Genomic DNA, 24897 nt, shown 5'->3' with positions numbered 1-24897 from the left:
CGCAAGGAGACCGCCATGAGCGACGACCAGATTCCCGAAGACAGCAAGCTCACCACCTCCAAACGCCGCTGGGCTGCGGAGGGAAAATTTCTGACCGGCCGTATCAGCCGCCCGGAAACGGAGCGCCTGCCGCCGGGCCAGCATCTGGTCAAGAACTGGCCGGTGCTTGACCTCGGCCAGCAGCCGATCGTTTCCGTCGATAGCTGGAAGCTGGAAGTTCGCGGACTGGTCGAAACGCCGCTCGACCTTTCCTGGGCCGCCTTCCAGAAACTGGAACAAAGCACGATGGTCTCCGACATCCATTGTGTGACGACATGGTCGCGCTACGACAACAAGTGGAAGGGTGTTTCGACCCGGGACCTGCTCGATCTCGCAATGCCGAAGGCGGAAGCAGGTTACGTCATGCTGACAAGCTACGACGGCTATACGACCAACCTGCCGCTTTCCGATTTCGCCGCCGAGGATGCCATTCTCGCCACATCATGGGAGGGTCAGCCACTTACCCGTGACCACGGCGGACCGATGCGTCTCGTCGTGCCGCATCTCTATTTCTGGAAAAGCGCCAAATGGCTGCGCCGCATCGATCTGCTGCCAGCAGACAAGGCCGGCTTCTGGGAAAAGAACGGCTACCATATGTATGGTGATCCGTGGCGCGAGCAGCGCTATTCCGATGACTGAACCCGAAGAAGCCGTCTCAGAACAAAGAACCCCGCGACGAGGATCATTGCAAATCCGGTGAGCGAGGCCATGCTCGCCGGATGAAGTGGAATTTCGCTCCAGCGCGGGCGCACGACATCGGCCGTGTTGAAACCCTCGCCACTGAACCGGCAGGTCACGAGCGAGAGCCCGCGCTGGACCATATCGACATCGACAGCCGACGCGATTTCACCAGCCGCCATAGCCTGCTGGGGCATGCCGCGCATGGCGAGCAGCACCGCCTTGGTCGCTGCCAGGTAGGCATGGGCACATTCGTTGAACGGGCTTTCCTCATCCGTAACGCTGCCCGGCATCCGGCCCCAGAGACAGTAGGAATACTGGATTTCCGCATAGTTCAGCACACGCCGAAATGGCTCGCTTGTATCCACCGCCCGTGAGGCGAGATCCATGATACGGCTGCGATAGCCGGAGATAACCGCCATCTCGCCATGCGAGATCTCGGGCACCGGCAGGCCGGAAGGGCTGCCCTCGGCACTGGGGCCATGCGCGAATGCACCGCCCGCAGTGAGCATGGCAAGGCCGAAACAAAAGGCGCGCAACACGTTCTTCATAAAGGGTCCAACTCCGAGCACAAGCCGCTGGCTCGCGAGGAAAGAGGGAGCAGCAAGCCCCCTCTACCGCACCTTATCGATAGGCGGGGCGCAACCCGCTCTTCGCTCCGAGACGCTTCTCAGCCAGCGCGCCGAAAGCAAGACCGAGCACCAACCAGAGGATCATATGCATGCCGAGCGTGGTCATGCGGAAGCGCCATAGAACCGTCGCCGAGAAATTCTCCGGTACTTCATTGATTGGCGGCAGCAGATATTCGACCAGACCGATGAAGACGACGAAGAGAACACCCGCAACGATCGCCCCATTCCATGAGCCGTAACGTGCCGCCAGACTGCGGGCAATTGCGACGGCCGCGACCAGCGAAGCGATCGAAACGACGATCATCAGGAAGAACAGCTCGGTGCGCACGCCGATCGTATCCGAGCTACCGACGGCCGGCGGATTGGCCGGATATTTGATGGCCGGAACGATAACGATGGCGACGAAAGCAGCTGCGGCGATAACGGCTGACGTGCCGCGTGCCGAGAGGCTGCTGAAGCGGCCATGCACGAAGGCGAAGACAAGCGCAAACAGCCCGCCGACGGCAATGCCATAGGCCATGACGCCGACAAGAAGCCCAGGCCCTGCCTGGATGGCGCGGCTGACGATTTCAGGCTCGGCGGCCGTACCGGCAGCCTGCGCCGTCGCTTCTTCGAAGGCAATCGCCGCATCGACGAGCGGTTCGCCGAAGAGGCGCGCAAAGGCGAAAATGAGGATGCCGGCAATCGCGCCCGCGATCATGCCGCGAAGCAGAAGATTTCCAACCATGTGAGACACTCCCCTAAAGCATGTCGCGCAAAAGCGTTCATCGGCTTTGCGATGACGACATGCAAGAAAACAAAAATCTATAACGTATCGGGCGGATCCGGAAGATCGCGACGCGCTTTAGTGGCAGGGGAAGCCGAGAAGGTGGCGAGCATCATGAACGAATTCATGCACATACATGCCGTTGAAGAGCGCCATCGCACCCTCTTCGGTGCCGACGAAATAGATGGCAATCAACATCAGCAGGCCGCCGAAGATCGCCCAGGGCATGATCTGGCCAAGCGGAATCGGTGCGGGGGCTGCGACGGGCGCAAAAGTGGTATCAGACATGTATTCCTCCTGGAATGACGCGTTCAGTCGAAGATCTTGCGTGCGGTAAGGTCTGACTTCCAACGCGAAGAATTTCGACACGCTGGTCACAGTGGCGCGACCGCGCCGGACTTTCACCGGCTTCCAAACCCGCAACGTCACGGTTATATCTGTTCGTCAAAGATACTGTCAACGAAACTTCATATGCGGGCGGCGGCCATCCCGCCCTATATCCGGAGGGCGCCGAGCAACGTGACCACCCGCCTCACATGGATCTGCCACGGTGCCACGGCGGCAAATCGCACCGCTTCGTTTCCAACGGATGAACCGCTGGAGGAACAGGCGCTGAGCGAGGCCATGTTGCCGGCGCCTGGGCGAGCGGACAGGGTATTCGCGAGCCCGGCGCTGCGCGCCCTGCAGACGGCGCAGATGCTGGGCTTCGACGCGACCCGTGCCCCTTCGCTCAGGGATTGCGACTACGGACGCTGGACCGGCAAGCCGCTCATGAGCCTTCACTCCGAAGAACCGGAAAACCTTGCTCTCTGGATGTCCGATCCGGAAGCTTCTCCTCATGAGGGTGAGAGCCTGGAACAGCTTTGCAAGCGCGTAGCCGGCTGGATGAACGAGGAAATGCCGCTCGGCGGCCATGTCGTTGCGGTCACCCACGCAACCGTTATCCGCGCTGCGATCCTGGACGTGCTGAAGGCGCCCTTCGCCTCCTTCTGGACCATCGATGTCCAGCCGCTCGGCATGGTGCGCATGACGCATGACGGTCGCCGCTGGTCACTGCGTTTCTGAACAATCCTCGTAAATTAGTCCAGCCTTACACAAGCAAACACAGTCATACATGTTGAACCCGGAGTTCCGGGCTCTACGTCCTTCCCCGAGGAGACGAAAAATGACCTATGACTGGAGTGGGGAACGCACGCGGCGTATTCGCATCGTGCGTGTCGCAACTGTTGTCGCCGTTCTCGTCGGCATCATGATCAGCGTACCATTGCTGATCAATGTCGCCTGAACTGTCAGAGTACGTCAAAGGCGAGCGTGCTAAGGCTGCTCGCCTTTCTCTTTGCCGGTTTATTGCGGGATCTGGATGACCGCGAAGAACAGGCCGAGTTGGCGGATCGCGTGAGCGAAATTGTCGTAATCGACCGGCTTGGTAATGTAGACATTGGCGCCGAGATCGTAGCAGCGCTGGATTTCACGCTCATCGTCGGTCGTCGTCAGGATCACCACCGGCAGACGCTTGGTATGCTCGTTGCCCTTGATCTTCTCGAGAATATCGATGCCCGACATATCCGGCAGGTTCAGGTCAAGTAGAACGAGAAGATAGCGGTCGCGGCTCACTTCGCCGCTGCGATCCGCTCCAAGAATGAAATCGAGAGCGCTGGTGCCGTTGGTAAACGGCACGATCTCGTTGTTGACGCCTGCGCGGCGCACGTTCTTCTCGATGAGACGGGCATGCCCCTCATCGTCCTCGATCATGACGATGGTGACTTCTTTGCCGGTAGCTTTCATGTTTCTGCCTTTATAATCGTGCTGAGGTCAGCCGGCAGTACGAGTGTAAATGTACTTCCGACACCTTCGGCCGAATCGACCGTAACATCGCCTCCCAAATTTCGTATTAACGAGCGCACATAGGCAAGCCCGATGCCCTCACCCGCCTGGTCCTGCTCGCCGGCGCGTCGGAAAAGCTCGAATACCCGCTCCAGATCCGCCTTTCCAATACCGCGGCCATTGTCTTCGATGTCGACCTGGACACGCCCTTTGCCTGCCGGCACTACCCTCACCCGCAAATCGAGCGGCCGGGCCGGCGAACGATATTTTACTGCGTTGTCGAAGATATTGCCGAAAATCTGGTCGAGCGAGAAGCGGTCCGTCACAAGCGAAGGCACGCGCACGTCGATTTCCACCGTTCCATCGGAAGCGGCGATCTGATGCTGGACGCTCGCGGCCGCCGTTTCGAGCGACGCTTTGAGATCGATGCGCTCCGGAGCAAGCTTGCGCCGGCCGTCTCGCGAAATCTTCAGGATGGCATTGATCAGCGAGTCCATCTTGCGCGTGGAGGAGCGAATGAAATTCATTGCCTCCGGTAGGTCTTCTTGCACCGCAAGCCGCGCCTCCCTGATTTCCTCTTCGCTCGGCGCTCTGTCATCTGCAACAACATAAGCGGTTACCGCCTTCAGGCTGGTTTCCAGTTCGCTCAGAAAGCCCATGATGTTGACGAGCGGCGCGCGGAGATCGTGCGTGACGATATAAGCGAAACGCTGGATTTCCTGGTTCGCCCGCATAAGATCTTCGGTGCGCTCGCTCACGCGCTCTTCCAGCCCGACATTGAGCACTTCGAGCTCCCTCTGCGCCCGCGAAAGTTCTCGCACGTGCTGGACGATGATGAGGATGGCGCCACCGACGACGATGACAATGGCAATTGCGCCGCCAACCGTGACCCATTGCAGATTGGCGGCCCCATTCAATTGTTCCGTAACGACAACCCGCAGCCGATCGTCTGTCGAAGCGATGAGACCGGTGAGCGTCGAGCGTGCCACCGCCATTGCTGCATTGCCGGCATCGCCGCGGACGATGGCAAGTGCATCCGCCATCTGCCCTTGCGAGGCGAGCGTAATGGTCGATGAAAGCTCCTTGAGCTTGGCGTCGATCGCATTATCAAGAGAAGCCATGCTTCCGCTGTAGCGCAAGGCATCATTGGTGGCGTCCCGCAACCGCTGGCGCCGCTCCGAGAGACTTTCAATCGCTGCATTGTAGGGATCGAGGTATTTCCGGTCCAGCGTCAGCAGAAAGCCGCGCTGGCCGGTCTCGGCGTCCTGCAGCGTCGACAGCAGATCGGCGGCCGCGCTGCGCACCTGACGTATCTGCGCCACCTCATCGGAATAGACGCTGTTTTCACGAACAAGCCAGAGCGAGGTCCCGACAATCAACGTCAGGATCAACACACCGAGCGCAAGCATGATCAGCGCGGAGCGCACGAAAGGGGCATTTGAGGAGGGCATGAAGAGCGATCTTTGAGCTTCTGGTTCTAAAGTACCTGTGACCGAAAAACGCCCTGCGATCAAGCTGATGATCACAGGGCGCCTTCTGCCGGTGCGGCCATGAATTGGCAGATCAGTGCTTGCTGCCCTTGGGGATTGCGGTGTTGGTGACCGAGACTGGATCGCTGGCGGGGAATGTGCCTTCCAGCCCTTCGTCAAGCTGCTCTTCCATCGTTCCCTGATCACCCGCCGCACGGGCAGTCCGGAGCACGCTGGGGCGAGTGTCCTCGTCGCGGATCTCCGCCGTAGCAAAACGGCTCATCACTTCCCTCGCCTTTTCAACCGCGTTCAGCCGGTTCAATTGCTGCCCGCGGTCGTTCTTGATCTGCACGGAGACGACCTCGCCGCCGTCGCCCACGAACTCGACCGTGAAACCGCCCTTGCCGCCATAGGCGGGTATGACTTGAGTGCCGACAAGTTGCATGAGATTGTCCTCTCTCGTGGATGGTCCCGGTCAACGGCTTGGAAGCAACATTGGTTCCGTTCAGGGCGACCGGATGTAGTCGACTTTCAGCTCCAGCCGCAGCCGCACGATCGGAGAGCGGTCGCCGTTCTGCACTTCGATGCCCAGCGATCCGCCCGGCCATTGCGGCAAGCCGTCGAGCGCCATTTCCGCCAGCACATGCTTTGCCTCCTCCACGGCGGCGAATAGGTCGGCAAATTCGAACGGCAGGTCACCGGGAACCGTGCCGTCATTGTCTATAGTCTTGAAATAGAAGAGAGACATCCGCTTGCATCCGTTGCGAAAGCATAAAGCGGCAAGTGGTCAAAGGTTTCAACAAGCAGTAAATTTGGCACCCGGCTTCGTATCTCGAAAGCCGTTTCCCGGCACGAAATATAGCCTCATTGTCCGCGGATTCGCCGTCGTTTGCTGGCAGAGCCCCGACAATTCGCCTTCAGGTTTCAATAAACATTTCAGAATTTGATGATATTTCCGGCCCCGGGTGGAGATGGAGAAACGGATGCTGGAGTTCTTCAGGAGCAGGGCGGGAAGGCAATGCCTGACGATCATGGCGCTTGGTGCGGCGCTGTGGATTTCGGGTGCCCTGCTTGATGTCGATAGCTGGCTCGTCACCTTCATGAGCCGTTTCGAAAATTACGGCGCAGACAAGTTTGTGCTCGCTCTCGGCATCGCCGGCGGAATGAGCTTCATCTATTCCGTGTTGCGCATCGCCGACCTTCGCAAGGAGATGCAGCTTCGCGATGCCGCCCAGGCGCGCGCCGACTGGACGGCCACCCATGATCATCTGACGAAGCTTCCGAACCGTTACGCCTTCGAGCGCAAGATTTTGCCGAAGCTCTCAGACACACAGGGCAATATTCCCGAAGAATCCAGCAGCAATGTCACGATCTTCTCCGTCGACCTCGACGGCTTCAAGAAGGTCAACGATCTTGTCGGCCATAAGGGCGGCGACGTCTTGCTGGTGGAAGTGTCCAAGCGCATTTGTGCACTTGGCAATGCCGATTGCGTCTATCGTTTCGGCGGCGATGAATTCATCATCATTGCCCTCGGCCTTACAGCAGCCCGCGAGGAATGGTTCGCCAAAGTGCTCATCCAGGCGGTTACCCGCCCGATCCTGATCGATGGCTTTGCTGTCGAGGTCGGTGCCAGCGTCGGCTACGATCGCTGGAACGAGGGCGCCGAACCTTTGGAGGATGCTGCCCATCGCGCCGATCTTGCCATGTACGAGGCGAAATCGCGCGGCCCCAATCACAATCTGATCTTTGAACCATCCATGCAGGACAGGGTGACGGAACGCGCATCGCTGGAAACAAAACTGCGCGGAGCCATTCAAAGCAAGGCCATCAAGATCCATTACCAGCCGCTGATCGACCTTAGAAGCGGCAGGCTCTGCGGCTTCGAGGCGCTTGCGCGGTGGACCGATGAAGACGGCATGAACATCCCGCCGCCTGTCTTCATTGGCATTGCCGAAGAAACCGGCATGATCACCGAACTGTTCGAAAACCTCCTGACCCAGGCATGCCACGATGCGCTGGACTGGCCGGACCACGTCAGGCTGTCCTTCAATGTTTCGCCGGTGCAGATGGAAGACAAGCTGCTTACCTCGCGCATTCTCAAGGTGCTGACGGCAAGTCGTCTGCCGGCGAAACGGCTCGAGGTGGAAATTACCGAAAACGCGCTGATCCAGGATCCGGCGATCGCTGCGCATATTCTCGATGAACTGCACGAGGCAGGTGTGCAGATCGCACTCGACGACTTCGGCACGGGCTATTCGAGCCTCGCGCAGCTCGCCCGCTACCGCTTCGACAAAATCAAGATCGACAAGAGCTTCATCGCAACCTGCCGCGAGGACGAAAAGCAGGACAAGATCGTCCGTGCCATGCTCGCACTCGGCAGGAGCCTCAACATCAAGACGACGGCGGAAGGCATCGAGGAGCACGTCCAGCTCGCGTATCTGCTGCAGCTCGGCTGCGATATCGGCCAGGGCTATCTCTTCGGCAAGGCGATGCCCGCCGCAGAGGCGGGCATCTTTATCGAAAGTCAAAATGCTGGTCTGGCCTCTACGGCTTGACCAGGCTCAGACCTAGAAGACCTGACGCAGGATCACGAACAGCAGGAAGGCGATCGCGATCGAGGCCGGCAGCGTCAGCACCCAGGCCATGATCATATTGCGCACGGTCGACCATTGCAGGCCCGACCCATTCGCAGCCATCGTGCCGGCAACGCCCGACGACAGCACATGCGTGGTCGAAACCGGCAGGCCGAGATGGTCCGCCGAGGCGATCGTCACCATGGCGACGACTTCCGCAGCAGCACCCTGTCCGTAGGTTAGATGCGTCTTGCCGATCTTTTCGCCAACGGTGACGACGATGCGCTTCCAGCCGACCATCGTGCCAAGGCCGAGAGCCAGCGCCACCGCGACCTTCACCCACAGCGGAATGAACTTCGTCGCATTGTCGACCGAGGCATGATAGGCGGTGACCGCCTTCAGATCGGTCGCGTCCATCGGCAGCAGCTTCTGCTTGTCGATGAGCTTCAGCGCCTCGCCGATCAGATAGATATCGTTGCGGATGTTGCCGACAAGATTTGTCGGAACGGCTTCCAGCGTCGGGAAGGCAGCCACTTCAGCGCTTGTCTGATGGATATATTCCTGCAGCGCCGGCGTGGTCGCATCCGTCCAGACCTTGTTCTTGACGGCATTGCTGATCTCGGCCTTGTAATCGCCAACAGTCACACCCGGCTTCACATACTTGCCCAGTGCCGTTTCCACCTGTGCCGAAGCCGACTTGTAGGCTTCGAGATAGTTGACGTCAGGCGTGCGGTTCAGCGCGAAGGCGGTCGGCACGAGACCGATGAGGATGAGCATGATGAGGCCCATGCCCTTCTGGCCGTCATTCGAGCCGTGGGCGAAGCTGACGCCCGTGCAGGTGAAGATCAGGATGGCGCGAATCCACAACGGCGGCGGCTGGTTGCCCTTCGGCTCCTGATAGAGTTCGGGCTTGCGAACGAGGAATTTCAGGACCAGCAGCAGAATGGCGGAGAGACCGAAGCCGATGACCGGCGAGATCAGCAGCGACAGACCGATATTCGTCGCCTGCGACCAGTCCACACCACTGGTAGCGGACCCTGCCGGCGCCAGGAACTGGTTGGCGAGGCCGACGCCGATGATCGAGCCGACCAGCGTGTGCGAACTCGATGACGGCAGGCCGAGATACCAGGTGCCGAGGTTCCAGAGGATCGCCGCGATCAACAGTGCAAAGACCATCGCAAGACCGGACCCGGAACCGACCTGCAGGATAAGCTCGACCGGCAGCAACGCCAGAATGCCGAAAGCGACGGCGCCGGTCGACGTCAGAACGCCGAGGAAATTGAAGAAACCCGACCAGATGACGGCAAACTCCGCCGGCATGGAGCGCGTGTAGATGACGGTTGCCACCGCATTCGCAGTATCGTGAAAACCGTTGACGAACTCGAAGCCGAGCGCGATCAACAGCGCAAGGCCGAGAAGTAACCAGGGAACGGCAACTGCGGCAGTCAGATCACGGGCGAGGGCATAGGCGACATATCCGAGACCGCAAACAACAACGAGCCCGAACACCGGCAGAAACCATTTGCCGGAGGAGTTCGAGTGATGCAGCGGATGGGAAGCGTCGCTATGGCTGGGGGCAATATCGGCCATGGCATAGTTCCTTGTTCCATTTGCAAATTTGCCATTTGTTAATAAATCCGTAGCGTGAAACTCTCATGACGCGGCGATCCGCGCTTGGTCCTGGTCTGGCCCGAAATCGACAACCGAAAATCGCCTGCCCGGAAGGCAAAAGGCTTCCCACTCGGCGCAATGACGCTAAGTTCGCTCAACGTCACGCTTGCCGGGGAGCATCAACAACATGCCGTCAACCGATCTTCTCCTGACATTCAATGCCGGCTCCTCGACGGTGAAGATCGGCATTTTCGCCATCGAGGATGCGAGGGTGCGGCGGATCGGCAAGGGCGTAATCGATTTTCGCGCCGCGCCGCTGGCCTTCAGCCTGACCGAAGGCCCGAAGACTTTCGACATGCCCCTGAAAGCCGCGCTGACCGACGATCTGCATTCCGTCATCGACGAGACGTTCGAGCTGTTGGCGGACCACTTCGATATCGCCGCTGTCCGTGCGGCAGGCCACCGCGTCGTCCATGGCGGCGACCGCTTTACCGAAGCGATATCGCTCGACGATGCCGCAATCGACGCGATCGACGCACTGATCCCGCTCGCTCCCCTTCACCAGCCGCAGGCGCTACGCTTCATTCGCGCGCTCAGGCACTTGAGGCCGCATCTTGCCCAGACGGCCTCCTTCGATACCGCTTTTCACGCCACTCAGGCCGATCTCGTCCGCCGCTTCGCCATCCCTCGTGCACTTCATGAGGAAGGCATCAAGCGCTACGGTTTTCACGGTCTCTCCTACAAGTTCATTGCCGGTGAAGTGAGCCGCAGGTTGTCGACCAAGCCGAGGATCGCCGCCGCCCATCTCGGCAGCGGTGCAAGCCTCTGCGCATTGGAAAAAGGTGTCAGCCGCGACTGCAGCATGGGCTTTTCGACGCTCGACGGCATTCCGATGGCGACACGGCCCGGCTGGCTCGACCCCGGCGTGATCCTGTATCTCCTGCAGCAGAAGAAGCTGTCTGCCGATCAGGTGGAGGATATGCTCTATCATCGCGCCGGTCTGCTCGGCGTCTCCGGCATCAATGCCGATACGCGCGATCTTCTCGAGGACGGCCGTCCAGAGGCCCGAGAGGCGCTCGACCTTTTCACGTTGCGCATCGCCGGCGAAATCGGCCGCATGTCTGTGACGCTCGGCGGGCTCGACGCCATCGTCTTTACCGCCGGCATCGGCGAGCACCAGCCCCAGATTCGCGCCGCCGTCCTCCAGCGTCTCGCCTGGCTCGGCGCTACGGTTGATGACAAGGCAAACGCTGCCAACGGCTTCACAATCACGACACCCGCAAGCCGCATAACGGCGCATGTCATTCCCACGGACGAGGAACAGATCATCGCACAGGAGGCGCTCGCAATAGTTCGCTCCGGCTGATCCAGATCAAAGGCACGCGGGCGCTAGCAGCTAGAATTGACGTTGAACAAGTTTAAATGGGAGAATCCATGGAAAAGCATGTCTCGACTCCAGCAGTTCTGTCCGACGCCGAACTCGCTCTCATCGACCGCTACTGGCGCGCAGCCAATTATCTCTCGGTCGGGCAGATCTATCTCCTCTCCAATCCTCTCCTGCGCCAGCCCCTGGAACCAGGGCATATCAAGCCCCGCCTGCTCGGCCACTGGGGTACGACGCCAGGTCTCAATTTCATCTATGCACATCTGAACCGCGTTATCTGCGCCCGCGATCTCGACATCATCTATATGTGCGGCCCCGGTCACGGCGGACCGGGCATGGTCGCCAATACCTATCTCGAAGGCATCTACAGCGAGATCTATCCCCATATCGCCGAGACCGAGGATGGCATGCGCAAGCTCTTCCGTCAGTTCTCCTTCCCCGGCGGCATCCCGAGCCACGCAGCACCGGAAACGCCGGGCTCCATTCATGAGGGCGGCGAACTCGGTTATGCACTCGTTCACGCGTATGGCGCCGCCTTCGATAATCCCGATCTGGTCGTCGCCTGCGTTATCGGTGACGGTGAGGCCGAAACCGGCCCGCTTGCCGCAAGCTGGCACTCCAACAAATTCCTGAATCCTGCCCGCGACGGCGCTGTTCTGCCGATCCTGCACCTGAACGGCTACAAGATTGCCAACCCGACCATCCTCGGCCGTGCGAGTGACGATGACCTGGCACATTTGTTCGAGGGCTATGGCTATGAGCCCTTCTTCGTCGAAGGCCATGAGCCTGCAAAGATGCATCAGCAGATGGCGGCAACCTTCGAGAAAGTCTTCGATCGTATCCGCGCCATTCAGAAACAAGCCCGTGACGGTAAGGCGCCACAGGCCTGCCCGCGCTGGCCGATGATCGTACTGCGCAGCCCCAAGGGCTGGACCGGACCGAAAGAGGTGGACGGTAAGAAGGTCGAAGGTTTCTGGCGCGCCCATCAGGTGCCGGTCTCCAATTGCCGCGACGACGACGGGCACCGGAAAATCCTCGAAGACTGGATGCGCAGCTATCATCCGGAAGACCTCTTCGATACTTCCGGTAGACTGAAGCCGGAATTGCGGGCACTCGCCCCGTCAGGCCAGCGTCGCATGGGCGCCAACCCGCACGCCAATGGCGGTATTCTGCGCAAGGAACTGAATGCTCCCGATATCCGCGCCTATGAAGTAAAAGTGGAAAAGCGCGGTGATAGCATGGTGCAATCCACCGAAATCCTCGGACACTACCTGCGTGACACGCTGAAACTCAACGAAGCCAATGCGAATTTCCGCATCTTCGGCCCTGACGAAACGGAATCGAACCGCCTCGGCAGCGTCTTCGAAGTCACCGATCGTGTATGGATGGAAGAAATCGAACCTTATGACGTCAGCCTCTCCAGGGACGGCCGTGTCATGGAAGTGCTGAGCGAGCATCTTTGCCAGGGATGGCTGGAGGGCTACCTGCTGACCGGCCGGCACGGCCTGTTCTCCTGCTACGAGGCCTTCATCCACATCATAGATTCCATGTTCAACCAGCACGCCAAATGGCTGAAGGTCACCCGCGAACTGGAGTGGAGGAAGCCGATTTCCTCGCTGAACTATCTGCTGACCTCCCATGTCTGGAGGCAGGATCACAACGGCTTTTCGCATCAGGACCCCGGCTTCGTCGACCTCGTCGCCAACAAGAAGGCCGACATCGTCCGTATCTACCTGCCGCCGGATGCCAACACCCTGCTCTGGGTCGGCGACCATTGCCTGAAAACCTATGACCGCATCAACGTCATCGTCGCTGGCAAGCAGCCGGAGCCACAATGGCTGACGATGGACGAGGCGGTAAAACACTGCGAGACCGGCATCGGCATCTGGGATTGGGCAAGTCATGAAGACGATACGGTGGCGCCCGACGTCATCATGGCCTGCGCCGGCGACGTCCCGACCATGGAGACGCTCGCCGCCGTCGATCTGCTGCACCAGCATATTCCGGAGCTTAAGATCCGCACCATCAACGTCGTAGACCTGCTCGCTCTGCAATCAAAGGATCAGCATCCACACGGCCTGACGGACGAAGCCTTCGACGCGATCTTTACGTCGGACAGGCCGGTGATCTTCGCCTATCACGGTTATCCCTATCTCATCCATCGGCTGACCTATAAGCGCACCAACCATCGCAATATCCATGTGCGCGGTTTCATCGAGGAAGGCACGACCACCACGCCGTTCGACATGACGGTGCTCAACGAACTTGACCGCTTCCACCTTGCCATCGAGGCGATCGAACGTGTGCCGGGCCTGAAGGAGAAAGTGCCAGAAGCGCTGGAGAGCCTGCGAGCCAAGCTCGTCGAGCACCATGCCTATGTCCGGGAATATGGTGAGGACATGCCCGACGTGCGCAACTGGAAATGGCCCGCAGCCTGAGACGAGGTCAGCGGATATGAAGAGGGCCGCGCGGAAACCGCGCAGCCCTTCCCCAGCCGTTGAGCAAGATCACAATTTACTGTCCGTTCTGCGTACCGCTCGGCGTCGTCACGCCCGTCGGACCACCGCCGCTGCCGTCAGGTGTCGGATCGCGGTCTGTGGCTTCCGGCGGCTTGATGGAGCCGGTTGCCGGATTATTGTCGAACGTGCCCTGGCCCGAGGGCTGTGCGTTGATCGGGTCCTGGGTCGTCGATGCGGTCGAAGCCGGTTCATTGGTCGAACCTGGCCAGATGGCAAAACTTGCCGCAGCAATCAGAATGACCAGAATGCCGGCGGCGAGCACGCCCCAGAGCGAGACGCTACGCCGCTCATCGGCAAGCGTTTTTTCCTCTTCATAGGAAGCCTGCCCGAGTGGCATGCCGGTGTTCTCATCCACAATTCGGTTCTTTTCGTCTCCATATTGGGTCATCTCTTGATCCTCCAATCTGTAACGTAGAAACCAAATCGGCGGGAAGTTGTTCCATCGAGCCGGTTTTCTCGATCCGAGCGGCCCGCGATAGACATTTGTTTTCTTGACTGGCCGGCACCTGCCCAACATCATCCATGACGTCAAATCAGGAGTGATCCATGGCATTCGACGGCCGCCTTCTTTCCGGTGTCAGCACGCTTGCCGCGGTGGTCGAAAGTGGCAGCTTCGTCAAGGCGGCGGACGCGCTCGGCCTTTCGGCCTCCGGCGTCAGCCGCGCGATATCGAGGCTGGAGGCACGTGTCGGTGTGCGCCTGCTCGACCGCACCACCCGCTCGGTGAGACTGACGGACGAAGGCGCACGCTTCTACGAACAGGTCGCTCCGCATCTGGATGGCATCGAGGAAGCCGCCACACGTGCCTCCGGCGCCTTGTCGACCGTCCGCGGGCGCCTGCGTGTCGACGTCGATCCAATCTTTTCCCGCATGGTGCTGGCGCCACACCTGAAGCAGTTTATGACCCGCTATCCGGCGCTGGAACTCGAATTGATAACCCGCGACCTGATGAGCGATCTTGTCGCCGACGGTATCGATCTCGCCGTTCGCTTCGGCCAGCAGGCGAGTTCCTCGCGCATCGCCCGCAAGCTGATGGAAACCCGTGTATTGACGGTCGCAACCCCTGCCTATCTCGCTGAACACGGCACGCCGAAGACACCTGCCGAAATCGCCGGTCACCTCTGCATTCAGTTTCGCGATCCGCTGACGGGCCGAACCTTCGGCTGGGAACTGCACAGGGGCAAGAAGATCGTGCCGCTCGACGCCCGTGGTCCGCTTCTGATGAGTGATGCCGGCACCATGCTTGATGCCTGCCTCGCGGGCGCCGGCATCGCCCAGGTTCTCGCCCTCAGCGTCAAGGATCTGCTTGCAGAGGGACGCCTTGTCGAACTCTATCCGGACTGGCCGGGCGAGACTTTCCCGCTTTATGCCGTCCACCCATCCCGGCATCACGTGCCGGCCAAGGTCAACGCTTTTATCGAATTCTGCCTCGAAGTTATCAGCCGTTAGATGCGCGACCTCGAAAGTTGGTGACAACCTTCTGCCCCATATTCCGCACCTGCCGCGACCTAAGCTATGAAATACCCTGACCGGAAACACCGCCGAGGAAAGCCATGAAGGGTTTCGCCGCCAACCTCACTGCCTCCCGCCTGGAGGAAATGCTAGCCTTCTATATGGCCCCGGAGGCTGGCAGCCGCGAAGAAGCCGACGAGCGCCGCGAAAACAGCGGATCATCCGCAAAGAAGGCCGATTACGTTGCCGAGCGCTCAGCACCCCTTCCCGCGCTGACGGAAAACTGAGTCTCTACTTTACGACCAGAACCGGAATACCGGCCTCGGACAGCACCTCGGACGTCTGGCTGCCGAGCATGAGCCGCGAGATCCCCCGACGGCCATGCGAAGAAATCACGATCAGGCCGCAGCCCTGCTCTGCCGCCGTTTCCAGGATTGCAGCGGCCGGCGACAGGTGCACCTTGCTGACAAAGTCGGCGATGACGCCGGCATTCCTGGCCTTTTCGCCGATGATCTTTTCCAGGTCCTCGATTTCTTTCCGGCGGCCCTCGTTATAGCTGTCCATCGCTTCCGCTTGCACGATCCCCTGCAGCGCAAAACCGGTCAGCGGCACGATGACGCTGATGACCGTCACGGGAAGGTTGAGCGCCTTGGCAAGCGCAAGACCATGATCGACACCCCGGGCGGAAAGTTCCGAGCCGTCGGTGGGCAGCAATATGCGATTGTACATGGGAGATCCGTTCTGATGGCTGAATTCAAATAAGGCAGGAATTCAACCACAATCGTAATCCCGCGCCTTGACGCAGGTCAACGCCGGACTGAGACGGCGGATTTCAAAAGCACCTCAATCAATTCCAGAGGAAATCCTCGCTTTCAATACGGGAAGCAAGCTTGAGCGTGCCGTCTGGCTGAACGACATAACGCTCGAATTGCCGAAGGCCGAAGTCCCCAAGGAAAGTATGTTTGATCACGGTGCCCGGCTTGTAAGGCGAGTGAATAACCTTGCCGCCATAGGTCAGACTACCGGGAATAGGCTGATCCTCCGTCGTCGTACTACAGCCGGCGGCTAGGAGAAGAATTGCGACACAAGCGTATTTCATGGTGGATCCCCGGGCAACGATATGCCGTGAGGCACCATTATACCGGTTACGCAACCCGCGCGCATCGACTGTTTTCTGTCGTTGATAAAGATGGTAGCGGGGGGCGGAATTGAACCGCCGACCTCAGGGTTATGAATCCTGCGCTCTCACCAACTGAGCTACCCAGCCATTATTCAAACGAGCCTTTCGCGAAGCGCTCAGCCCGTCGGATGAGCGGCTTATTAAGAGCGTAGCAGCTTTGTGTCAAGCATATGATGGAGAAAAAGGCCGTGTCCTCGCATCGCCTTTCCCCGGGAATTTTACGCGGCCGCCGGCTGGCTCAAAAGCGCCTTCAGCGAGGCCTCTGCATCGGGCTCGCGCTCGGAACGTTCGATAAAGCCGCCGCCGAAGACGCGGGCGTCGTCGCCGGGAGCCGAATAGAGCGCACAGGCCTGGCCCGGCGCAATACCCGCTTCGCCGACCGTCAGGTCGACATAGATGCCGCTCGCATCCATGTGCAGCACAGCCGGCGCCGGTGCGCGGGTCGAGCGAACCTTAGCATAGCAGGCAAAGCCTTCGCCTGACGCTGCGACCTGAAGCGTCTCGTCGCCCAGCCAGTTGACATCGCGCAGATAGACGCGGTGCGTTTCCAGCGCTTCCTTCGGGCCGACAATGACGCGGCGCGAGCGGGCGTCGAGATAGACGACATAGAGCGGCTCACCTGTAGCAATGCCGATGCCGCGCCGCTGGCCGATCGTGTAATGCAGGATGCCCTCGTGCTGGCCGAGGATGCGGCCGTCGAGATGGACGATATCGCCGGCCAAAGCCGAATTCGGTTTCAGCTTGGTGATGATGTCGGAATATTTGCCCTGCGGCACGAAACAGATGTCCTGGCTGTCGGCCTTCTTGGCGACGACGAGCCCCATATCTTCGGCCAGCCGACGGGTCTCCGCCTTCGGCAGCCCGCCAAGGGGAAAACGCAGATAGTCGATCTGTTCCTGTGTCGTCGCGAAGAGGAAATAGCTCTGGTCGCGATCGGCATCGGCCGGTCGGTAGAGTGCGCGGCGGCCGGGATTGCAGGACGACGGATTTGGACGCGAGCGGATATAATGGCCGGTCGCCAGCGCGTCGGCGCCGAGCTCCTTGGCAGTCGCCAGGAGGTCGGCGAACTTGACGGTCTGGTTGCAGGCAACGCAGGGGATCGGCGTCTCGCCTGCAACATAGCTTTCCGCAAAGGGATTGATGACGGTTTCGCGGAACCGCTTCTCATAGTCGAGCACGTAATGCGGAATACCGAGCGTTTCGCAGACACGGCGGGCATCGTCGATATCCTGGCCCGCGCAGCAGGAGCCGGCGCGGTGGACCGCAGCGCCATGGTCGTATAGCTGCAGCGTAATACCCAGCACATCATATCCCTGGCGTTTGAGAAGCCCGGCCACAACGGAACTGTCAACGCCGCCAGACATGGCGACGACGACACGGGTGTCTTCCGGCTTCTTGTCAAAATCCAGTGTGTTCACGGGTGCTGCCAAATTCTGTGCTGTTTCGATCCGCCTTTCTCACGTCGGAATGTGGCGGATTTCCTGTATTTCCGGCGGGGTCGGCCGCCAGCCTGCATGGGCGACGGATATAGAAACTATTGGGCTCCGGCGCAAGAGCCGGCTTTTCCGGCGCTTCCGATGGCGTCATGCGCGGGTGATGCATTGCAGCTATTCGCAATCAACCTTTGATAGACCGCATTTCATCCCGTAGATGAAACGACCCACCTCTTTAAGATTCGGATAAATGACAGCCGCCTCCACCACGCTTCGTGGCGTCCTAGTCGCATTCGCGGCCTATGCCGTCTTTGCCTTCAGCGATGCATCCATCAAGGCCCTGCACGGTACAGTTCCTTCCTTCCAGGTCGCCTTCACAGGCGCGATCCTCAGCATTGCCGCGCTGCCTTTCATCAAGGGACCGAGCGATTCATGGCTGGACATTTTCAGGACGACGAACCGGCCGCTCTGGATGGTGCGCTTTGCCGCGGGCGCGATCGGCGCGATCGCCTCTATCATCACCTTCACCAAGCTGCCGATGGCCGAGGCCTTCTGCCTGCTCTTCCTGCTTCCCTCCTTCGTCACCATTCTCTCGGTCATCTTCCTGAAAGAGGATGTGCGCTGGCAGCGCTGGGCGGCCGTCATCGTCGGTTTTCTGGGTGTGCTCGTGGTTCTGAGGCCCGGTTTCCGCGAGCTGTCGATTGGCCATCTGGCGGCGACGATCGGCGCGATCAGTGCTGCCATCGCCATCGTTATCCTGCGCAAGCTCGGTCCGGCTGAAAAACGCCTCTCGCTGTTTGGCGCGTCACTGCTGGGCACCCTTGTCGTCAGCGGCTTGCTCATGCTTTCTGAGGTGGTGGCACCAAGCCCGCAGCAATGGCTGTTTCTCGCAAGCTACGGCCTGCTGGGGGCCGCCGGCAACGTCATGCTGATGACAGCAGCAAGGCTTGCTCCTGCGACATTGGTGGCGACGCCGCAATATAGCCAGATGATCTGGGCGATTGCCTTTGGCTATCTTTTCTTCAATGACAGCGTCGATCTGCCGATGGCTTTCGGCATCGTGCTTATCATCTGCTCCGGTCTGCTGACACTGATCCGCGAACGCAAGCGCCGTGTGCCCCTGCCAGCCGCCGTCGCTTCGGGCGATGCACAGTCGCCGATCGCCACGACACCGGTAGAAGGCGATGCGGGAGCGCCGAAGCGGTAGATCTATTCCGCCGCTTCTCGCCGGTCTCGCGCCGTCGGCTCGTTCATGACAGCGCGCATGCGCGGCAAGGCTGCCGGATATTCGCGCTGGATGAAATCGATCAGCTTCTCGCGCACTTCGCAGCGCAGATCGAAGGTGCGGCCGGAATTCGATGCCGAGACGAGAATGCGGATTTCCATCACCGCCTCGCGGAAATCCGTCACAGCAATGTTGACGACACGGCGATCCCATAGCGGCGAGCCCTTCGCGATCTCCTCGACCTTCCTGCGGATCACTTCCAGCGGCACGCTGTAATCCAGATAGATCATGACGGTGCCGATCAGCGCCGAGCTTTCGCGCGTCCAGTTCTGGAACGGGTTCTCGATGAAATAGCTGAGCGGCAGGATCAATCGTCGCCAGTCCCACAATTGCACGACGACGTAAGTGGAGGTGATCTCTTCCACCCTGCCCCATTCTCCTTCGACCAAAAGTGCATCGTCGATGCGGATTGGCTGGGTGATGGCAAGCTGGATGCCCGCAAACAGGTTTTTCAGCACGGGCTGCAGCGCAAGGCCGATGACGATACCGGCCACGCCGGCAGACGCGAGCAGACTGACGCCATATTGCCGGACGGCATCGAAGGTCATCATGCAGGCCGATATTGCCACCACGACGATGAGGAGATCGGCAATACGCTCCATGATGCGCGTCTGCGTCACATGCTTGCGCGCCAGAAGATTGTCCTCGGCATCGAGCTTGAAGCGGCGGAGATAGACCGTCATCCAGATATGCTTGACGATCTTCGCCATCCAGGCGACGAGCACGATGAAGAAGATCAAGAGGATATGGCGCACGGTCGCCGACTGCAGATCCGTCAGCGGCGCAATTGTCGCGCCGAAGGAAAGTGCTGCCACCAGCATGGCAAGCCGCACGACCCGTTTCAGGCGCGAGACGAGCGAGCGCCATAGTAGATCCTTGCCCTCGATCAGCCGTGTCAGCAGCCGGAAGAGGAGGCGATGCGCAAAGAGCGTGACCGATATGACCACTGCAAAGATGATGGCGCTTGCAAGCCAGTCCGGCAGCCAGATGCCTTCTGCGCGAATATCGTCCAGGAATTCCGTCATGCGCTCGCAGTTAGGGTGCGATGCAGCATGGGAAAGGGAAAGCCATCAAAAAAGACGCAGCCGAAGCTGCGCCTTCAGGTAAGAGGTGGGTGCTATCGGCTCATGTGCCGATCAATTTGTTGCAGGCAAGTGCGATGCCCGGATTGGCGATGATGGCAGTCACGATCGCCAGACCGATCATCGAGAACGTGTAGCGTTTCATCTGCATCCTCCTTCTCCAGCCCCGAGGGAGAGTATGCAATGCTGACCAGAATTCTCAAAATAACGAATGATTGAGGCAGTTCCATCAGCGCGCCGGCTATCAGCTCTCCAAGCTCGGATCGACGAAGAGAGAGCCATTATAGGCGCCGCGGCTTGTGCGGACGACAACGACAACCCAGACAGCAGCGAGGGCTACGACCAGAACCTCCCCGAACACGGTCAGCGCCGGCAATGGGAAGATACTGGAAAGCCGCAGCGTCGCGACGGCATAGACGCCGATCGGGAAAGTATAACCCCACCAGCCGAGGTTGAAGGGCAAGCCCCGCCGCAGGTGGTTGATGGTGATGGCGACCGCCAGGCCGAGCCACCACAGGCCATAGCCCCAAAGCAGGAGAGCACCAAGCAAAGCCGCACCCGAAATCGCCGGAGCTAGCTGACCAAGGCCGCTGGCGACAAGAGCCTGCCCGCCATTGGCAGAAAACAGTGCAAGACCAAGCGCTCCCGTGCCAACGGGGCCGAGGGCCAGAAAGCTCGTCGCTGCCATGCTGGCCGGCGGCAGTTTGTGCAGAGCCATCCGCAGAAAGAGGATGACGAGAATGCCGAGCGCCAACGGCACCGAACAGGACCAGAGCATGAAGCTTACAAAAAGCACTGGAAGCTGCGCGTCTTCGGCAAGATGCGGCAACAATAATCCGCCGCTTGCAGCGGCGACCTCGGAGGCAACGATCGGCAACAGCCAGATGGCGCTCATATGCTCGATTGCATGCTGCTGCCGCGTGAACATGACCAACGGAATGGCAAGGCCCGCCAGAACCGCGAGCGCCGCATCGGCCCACCACAAATGCGCGGCGATGGTAACAGCAGCATCGCCGAACAGGGATGGCCCGAAGATCAGGAAGCCGTTGACGATGGTCGCAAGCCCCATGGGAATACAACCAAAGAACATCGAGACGACGGGATGATCGAAGGCCCTGAGCGCAGCACCGGGATGCAGTAGCCACTTGCCGGCGTAAACAGAGGTCAGCACTGCAAACAAGGCGATATTTGCAAGCCAAAGCGCCTCGCCTGCCGTATGCAGCGCCGGCACGCCGGGAAACTGGGCGAGACAAACAGCAAGAATGCCGGTCCCCATCGTCGTTGCAAACCAGTTGGGCGTGAAGTGGCGCAGAATCCGCCCCCGGGTATGAACGGTCGGCACGGACTGAGAAAACTGAAGGACGGTCATGGCGAATTCCTTTCGTTGACCGCTTTCATATCGCCGCAAAATAATCGCTTCCAACGATTTATCTTTGTCATTCCATTCGATAAAATCGAATAATCGATGGAGGCAACATGACATTGGAACAGCTGAGAATATTCACCGAAGTGGCAGCGCGACAGCACATCACGAAAGCAGCTGCCCATCTGAATATGACCCAGTCGGCCGTCAGCGCGGCGATCACAGCCTTGGAGACAAGACATGGAGTGACACTTTTTGACCGCGTCGGCCGCTCGATCGTTTTGAACAGGACCGGCCAATTGTTTCTGAAGGAAGCGCAGGCCGTCCTCGCCAGCGCCAGAGCAGCGGAAGCAGCACTTATGGACCTCTCAGGGCTGATGCATGGCGAGCTGTCACTTATGGCGAGCCAGACGATCGGCGGTTATTGGCTCTCACCACGGCTTGCTGCATTCCGGCGAAACTATCCGGGTATCGAGCTGACAATACGCATCGGCAACACTGCCGAAGTGTCGGATGCCGTTGCACATGGCGAGGTGGAACTCGGCCTCATCGAGTGGCCAAACGAACGGCGGGGCATATCCGCAAGGCAAGTTGCACTGGATGAGATGATCGTCGTCGTTGCTCCAGATCACCCTTGGGCGGACGGCAGACCACGCAGCCCGATCGATTTTCCCCAAGCGCAGTGGGTCTTGCGCGAACGGGGCTCGGGCACCCGCCTTGCCTTCGAAAGCCTTTTGCAGAAGGCCGGTCTCGATATCGATGCGCTTGATGTGGCAATGGTCCTTCCGGAGAACGAACCACTTGTCGGTATTGTCGAAGCCGGCATCGGCGCGACGCTGATGTCGCGCAGCGTCGTTGCGATGAAGCTGGAAAACGGGGTGCTCACCGAGGTGAACATCCCGCCTTTGCCCCGCCCCTTCTTCCTGCTGCGGCACGAGGAGCGTTATCGCAGCAAGGCGGCAGATGCTTTTGACGCGATGATCTCAGGCTGATGCTTTCTTCAACTGACGGCCGTAAATCAGCGCCTCGACTTCACGCTGGGGCATGGGTCTGCCGAGAAGATATCCCTGCACTTCACCGAAACCTTCGGCCCTGAGCTTTTTCAGCTGTTCCTCGGTTTCGATACCCTCGGCAAGTGTAACCGCGTTGAAGCCGGAGCCGATACCGGCGACGGCCCGCACGATGGCAAGATTGCCGGGGTCGGTCTCTATCCCGGAAACAAAGCTGCGATCGAGCTTGATCTTGTCGAAGGGGAAGGCCCGCAAGTAGCTTAGTGAAGAATAGCCCGTGCCGAAATCGTCGATCGCGATGCGAACGCCGAGTTCCTTCAGCGCCCGAAGCAGCGGCAGGCTCTGTGCCACATCAGCCAGGAAGACGGATTCGGTGATCTCGATTTCCAGCCGCTCGGGGCGAAGTCCGGTCTCATCGAGCGCGCCGACAATGCTGGAGAACAGGCTCGCGTGGCGAAACTGGCTAACGGAGAGATTGACCGCAATCTTCAGATGGTCCGGCCATGTGACAGCTACGCGGCACGCCTCGCGCAGGACCCAGTCTCCGATCGGAACGATAAGCCCCGTCTCTTCGGCAAGCGGAATGAATTCCATCGGCGCCACAATGCCACGCACCGGATGCCTCCAGCGGATCAGCGCCTCGAAGCCGCCGATGCCGTCATCCTCGAGCTGGACGATGGGCTGGTAGTAAAGCTCGAACTGTCCGTATTCCAGCGCCTCGCGCAATTCGCCAGTCAGATGATGCCGGCGCTCTGCCTCGAGCCGCATGGCAGGCTCATAGAAGCGGTAGGTTGAGCGCCCGCTTTCCTTGGCGGCATAAAGCGCGAGGTCGGCATGGCGCATCAGCACATCGGCTTCGCCGGCATCGACTGGTGCCAACGCAATGCCGATGCTGCAGGTGACATGCTCCCGTGCGCCGTCGAGATCGAAGGCTTTCGCGAGCGACTTGAGCAGCAGATCGGCAAAACGCTCTGCCCGGCCGGCTTCGACAAGCTGCAGCACGACTGCGAATTCGTCACCGCCGAGACGCGCAACGAGGTCGCCTTCATCGGCCAGCGCCAGCAGACGCTCCGCCACCTGGCACAGCAGAGCATCGCCAGCGGCATGGCCCTTGCTGTCATTGATCGTCTTGAAATGGTCGACATCGATGTAGAGCAGCGCCACCGGCTTTTCGGTGGAAGCGGTAATGGTTTGCTTGCGGATATGCTTGGAGAAGGCGGCGCGGTTCGGCAGGCGCGTCAGCGAGTCATGCGTGGCAAGATGTGCAAGCTTAGCCTCCACCGCACGCTCTTCGGTCACATCGTGAGAAATGCCGAGCAGATAGCGCGGCTCCTTGCCCTCTGGCGCCGGCAGCGCACGCTTCACGGTGCGAAGGATTCGCTTGCCGCCATCGGCCCGCTCCATCGTCTCCTCGAAGCTGATCGTCGTACCCGCGGCGAACGCCTCGTGATCCTGCTTGCGGAAGACGACAGTCTGCTCAAAGGGGAAGAAATCCCGATCCACCCGTCCAACCACGTCTCCGGCACGAAAGCCCATGATATCGCCGCACGCCTCGTTCAGCAGGATGTAGCGGCCATCCTCTTCCATATCCTTCACGAAGACGCCGACCGGCAGGTTGTCGACGATGCTGTCCAGCAGCGAGCGTGCACTGGTTATCTGGCGCTGTGCGGCATTGACCTCGGTACGATCTTGCACGATCGCCAGGATTGCAGCCTTTCCTTCGAAACGTACTTCCCGGCCGTATGTCAGAACCTCGATAGCTTCGCCATTGGCCTTCAGATGTGTCCAGCGCTCGGCCCTCTCCATGTCGGTACGCTCATGGATGGCGCTAAGCATCCGCTCCCGTTCGGCAGCCGGGCGGATATCGAGCACGGTCATGCCTTCATAGTCCTCGGCGCTGTAGCCATAGAGCACGAGCGCCGCGTCATTGACGATCAGGAAGCGCAGCGTATCCGGATCGTAGACCCACATAGGAGAGGGATGCGTGGCAAACAGCGAACGGAAATCATCAACAAGAGCTTCGGGCTGCCCGGAATTCGTCTGAAACGATGCCATCGAGAAATTCACGCGAAATTAGAACCAATATCGGAAGTGGTGTAGCCGAGAAAACTAAATAAAATCACAATCATAAGAGGCCTAAACTTTAAGCGCACGCATGCAAAATAAGCGGTGAAAGTTTCCAAAAGCCACCGTTTCGCGGCGCGGTTGAAAGTCCTAACAATTAGCTGCGCCAAAAGCCCGAATGCATGCATGACTGTCCGGCGGAACCAAATCATTTTCAGGGCGTTATTTCTGGTTGAAAATACAACCCATCTGGATGGAGGCGATGATGGGCACATCCGCAATGACAGATCACGATAAAATCCGGGAATGGATCGAAGCCCGCGGCGGCCATCCCGCCCGGATGAAAAGTGGCTTGGTCGGTGTTGATTTCGGCAGGCTGGAAAGCACTGTCGAGAATATTTCCTGGGACGAGTTTTTCAGGGTTTTCGACGCGAGCAGAGATATCTTCCTGCATCACGACGTAAAGATCACCCGCCACTGACCGCAGGTCACCAACGACACGCGCTGGACCAAATAAAAAACCGGCACGGAGA

Annotated in this window: 25 protein-coding genes, 1 tRNA gene and 1 riboswitch; of the genes, 10 read left to right on the top strand and 16 right to left on the bottom strand. The window is 59.6% G+C overall.

Annotated features, from left to right (window positions below; all coding sequences use genetic code 11):
- Positions 1-15: 15 nt before the first annotated feature.
- Complete coding sequence (locus tag FHX06_RS34555; protein ID WP_113117455.1) at positions 16-678, top strand: sulfite oxidase-like oxidoreductase; 663 nt, start codon at positions 16-18, stop codon at positions 676-678.
- Here the strand turns inward: FHX06_RS34555 and FHX06_RS34550 are convergent.
- From FHX06_RS34550 to FHX06_RS34540, 3 genes are all read right to left on the bottom strand, one after another.
- A complete protein-coding gene (locus FHX06_RS34550; protein ID WP_183882552.1) occupies positions 663-1268 on the bottom strand; it encodes a hypothetical protein in 606 nt (201 codons plus the stop codon). The two genes, FHX06_RS34555 and FHX06_RS34550, sit on opposite strands and share 16 nt — an antisense overlap.
- A gap of 73 nt (positions 1269-1341) precedes the next feature.
- A complete protein-coding gene (locus FHX06_RS34545) occupies positions 1342-2076 on the bottom strand; it encodes a CbtA family protein (RefSeq protein ID WP_183882551.1) in 735 nt (244 codons plus the stop codon).
- Between the two features lie 117 nt (positions 2077-2193).
- On the bottom strand, positions 2194-2403 hold the full coding sequence (locus FHX06_RS34540; protein ID WP_112546048.1) for a CbtB-domain containing protein: 210 nt from the start codon (positions 2401-2403) through the stop codon (positions 2194-2196).
- Between the two features lie 50 nt (positions 2404-2453).
- Positions 2454-2528: riboswitch (cobalamin riboswitch) on the bottom strand.
- Positions 2529-2634: 106 nt separating this feature from the next.
- Between FHX06_RS34540 and FHX06_RS34535 the strand changes: the two genes are divergently transcribed.
- Positions 2635-3180 (top strand): histidine phosphatase family protein, encoded by a 546-nt coding sequence (locus FHX06_RS34535; protein WP_113212027.1) that lies wholly within the window; start codon positions 2635-2637, stop codon positions 3178-3180.
- 279 nt (positions 3181-3459) lie between these two features.
- On the opposite strand, the gene FHX06_RS34530 is transcribed toward FHX06_RS34535, so the two are convergent.
- The 4 genes from FHX06_RS34530 to FHX06_RS34515 all read right to left on the bottom strand — a co-directional run bounded on the left by FHX06_RS34530 (position 3460) and on the right by FHX06_RS34515 (position 6156).
- Positions 3460-3900, bottom strand: coding sequence for a response regulator (locus FHX06_RS34530; protein ID WP_112546049.1), 441 nt, complete (start codon positions 3898-3900; stop codon positions 3460-3462).
- Positions 3897-5390, bottom strand: a complete 1494-nt coding sequence (locus tag FHX06_RS34525; protein ID WP_246715793.1) for a sensor histidine kinase — start codon at positions 5388-5390, stop codon at positions 3897-3899. Before FHX06_RS34525 ends, FHX06_RS34530 begins: the two co-directional genes overlap by 4 nt.
- A 112-nt stretch (positions 5391-5502) precedes the next feature.
- A complete protein-coding gene (locus FHX06_RS34520) occupies positions 5503-5853 on the bottom strand; it encodes a hypothetical protein (protein ID WP_112546050.1) in 351 nt (116 codons plus the stop codon).
- A gap of 60 nt (positions 5854-5913) precedes the next feature.
- Complete coding sequence (locus FHX06_RS34515) at positions 5914-6156, bottom strand: DUF6894 family protein (protein WP_113204204.1); 243 nt, start codon at positions 6154-6156, stop codon at positions 5914-5916.
- A 235-nt stretch (positions 6157-6391) separates the two neighbouring features.
- Between FHX06_RS34515 and FHX06_RS34510 the strand changes: the two genes are divergently transcribed.
- Complete coding sequence (locus FHX06_RS34510) at positions 6392-7963, top strand: putative bifunctional diguanylate cyclase/phosphodiesterase (protein WP_113212001.1); 1572 nt, start codon at positions 6392-6394, stop codon at positions 7961-7963.
- Positions 7964-7975: 12 nt separating this feature from the next.
- On the opposite strand, the gene FHX06_RS34505 is transcribed toward FHX06_RS34510, so the two are convergent.
- Positions 7976-9571 (bottom strand): inorganic phosphate transporter, encoded by a 1596-nt coding sequence (locus tag FHX06_RS34505; RefSeq protein ID WP_112546053.1) that lies wholly within the window; start codon positions 9569-9571, stop codon positions 7976-7978.
- Positions 9572-9779: 208 nt separating this feature from the next.
- Here FHX06_RS34505 and FHX06_RS34500 point away from each other — a divergent pair, with 208 nt between their 5' ends.
- Complete coding sequence (locus tag FHX06_RS34500; protein WP_113212002.1) at positions 9780-10958, top strand: acetate/propionate family kinase; 1179 nt, start codon at positions 9780-9782, stop codon at positions 10956-10958.
- Positions 10959-11026: 68 nt separating this feature from the next.
- Positions 11027-13414 carry a phosphoketolase gene (locus tag FHX06_RS34495; RefSeq protein ID WP_113212003.1) on the top strand — a complete coding sequence of 796 codons (2388 nt, stop codon included), beginning with the start codon at positions 11027-11029 and terminating at the stop codon, positions 13412-13414.
- Positions 13415-13490: 76 nt separating this feature from the next.
- Here the strand turns inward: FHX06_RS34495 and FHX06_RS34490 are convergent, their stop codons facing one another.
- Entirely contained in the window at positions 13491-13883 is a 393-nt protein-coding gene (locus FHX06_RS34490; RefSeq protein ID WP_246715791.1) for a hypothetical protein, read from the bottom strand.
- A 158-nt stretch (positions 13884-14041) separates the two neighbouring features.
- Here FHX06_RS34490 and FHX06_RS34485 point away from each other — a divergent pair, with 158 nt between their 5' ends.
- Together FHX06_RS34485 and FHX06_RS34480 are read left to right on the top strand one after the other, a co-directional pair.
- On the top strand, positions 14042-14944 hold the full coding sequence (locus FHX06_RS34485) for a LysR family transcriptional regulator (protein WP_113212004.1): 903 nt from the start codon (positions 14042-14044) through the stop codon (positions 14942-14944).
- Positions 14945-15048: 104 nt separating this feature from the next.
- Complete coding sequence (locus tag FHX06_RS34480) at positions 15049-15234, top strand: hypothetical protein (RefSeq protein ID WP_113117444.1); 186 nt, start codon at positions 15049-15051, stop codon at positions 15232-15234.
- Between the two features lie 4 nt (positions 15235-15238).
- On the opposite strand, the gene FHX06_RS34475 is transcribed toward FHX06_RS34480, so the two are convergent.
- The 4 genes from FHX06_RS34475 to mnmA form a co-directional block, all read right to left on the bottom strand.
- The gene (locus tag FHX06_RS34475) at positions 15239-15676 is read right to left on the bottom strand and encodes a universal stress protein (protein ID WP_112546057.1); all 438 of its coding nucleotides are present in this window, start codon (positions 15674-15676) and stop codon (positions 15239-15241) included.
- Between the two features lie 118 nt (positions 15677-15794).
- Positions 15795-16046, bottom strand: coding sequence for a hypothetical protein (locus FHX06_RS34470; RefSeq protein WP_112546058.1), 252 nt, complete (start codon positions 16044-16046; stop codon positions 15795-15797).
- A 91-nt stretch (positions 16047-16137) separates the two neighbouring features.
- Positions 16138-16214 (bottom strand) — tRNA-Met (locus tag FHX06_RS34465).
- Between the two features lie 131 nt (positions 16215-16345).
- Complete coding sequence (mnmA, locus tag FHX06_RS34460; protein ID WP_113212030.1) at positions 16346-17545, bottom strand: tRNA 2-thiouridine(34) synthase MnmA; 1200 nt, start codon at positions 17543-17545, stop codon at positions 16346-16348.
- A 265-nt stretch (positions 17546-17810) separates the two neighbouring features.
- On the opposite strand from mnmA, the gene FHX06_RS34455 reads away from it, so the two are divergent.
- On the top strand, positions 17811-18767 hold the full coding sequence (locus FHX06_RS34455) for a DMT family transporter (protein ID WP_113017218.1): 957 nt from the start codon (positions 17811-17813) through the stop codon (positions 18765-18767).
- Positions 18768-18769: 2 nt separating this feature from the next.
- Here FHX06_RS34455 and FHX06_RS34450 read toward each other — a convergent pair whose 3' ends face one another.
- Together FHX06_RS34450 and FHX06_RS34445 are read right to left on the bottom strand one after the other, a co-directional pair.
- Positions 18770-19870, bottom strand: coding sequence for a mechanosensitive ion channel family protein (locus FHX06_RS34450; protein WP_113212005.1), 1101 nt, complete (start codon positions 19868-19870; stop codon positions 18770-18772).
- Between the two features lie 301 nt (positions 19871-20171).
- Complete coding sequence (locus tag FHX06_RS34445) at positions 20172-21296, bottom strand: TDT family transporter (RefSeq protein ID WP_113212006.1); 1125 nt, start codon at positions 21294-21296, stop codon at positions 20172-20174.
- Positions 21297-21403: 107 nt separating this feature from the next.
- On the opposite strand from FHX06_RS34445, the gene FHX06_RS34440 reads away from it, so the two are divergent.
- Entirely contained in the window at positions 21404-22282 is an 879-nt protein-coding gene (locus FHX06_RS34440; protein WP_113017215.1) for a LysR family transcriptional regulator, read from the top strand.
- Here the strand turns inward: FHX06_RS34440 and FHX06_RS34435 are convergent.
- Entirely contained in the window at positions 22274-24355 is a 2082-nt protein-coding gene (locus FHX06_RS34435; protein ID WP_113212007.1) for a putative bifunctional diguanylate cyclase/phosphodiesterase, read from the bottom strand. The two genes, FHX06_RS34440 and FHX06_RS34435, sit on opposite strands and share 9 nt — an antisense overlap.
- Before the next feature lie 271 nt (positions 24356-24626).
- Here FHX06_RS34435 and FHX06_RS35885 point away from each other — a divergent pair, with 271 nt between their 5' ends.
- Positions 24627-24845 (top strand): hypothetical protein, encoded by a 219-nt coding sequence (locus tag FHX06_RS35885; protein WP_113209424.1) that lies wholly within the window; start codon positions 24627-24629, stop codon positions 24843-24845.
- Positions 24846-24897 lie beyond the last annotated feature (52 nt).

Source organism: Rhizobium sp. BK512, assembly GCF_014194915.1.
GTDB lineage: Bacteria > Pseudomonadota > Alphaproteobacteria > Rhizobiales > Rhizobiaceae > Rhizobium.
This window is presented reverse-complemented; position numbering and strand designations above follow the sequence as displayed.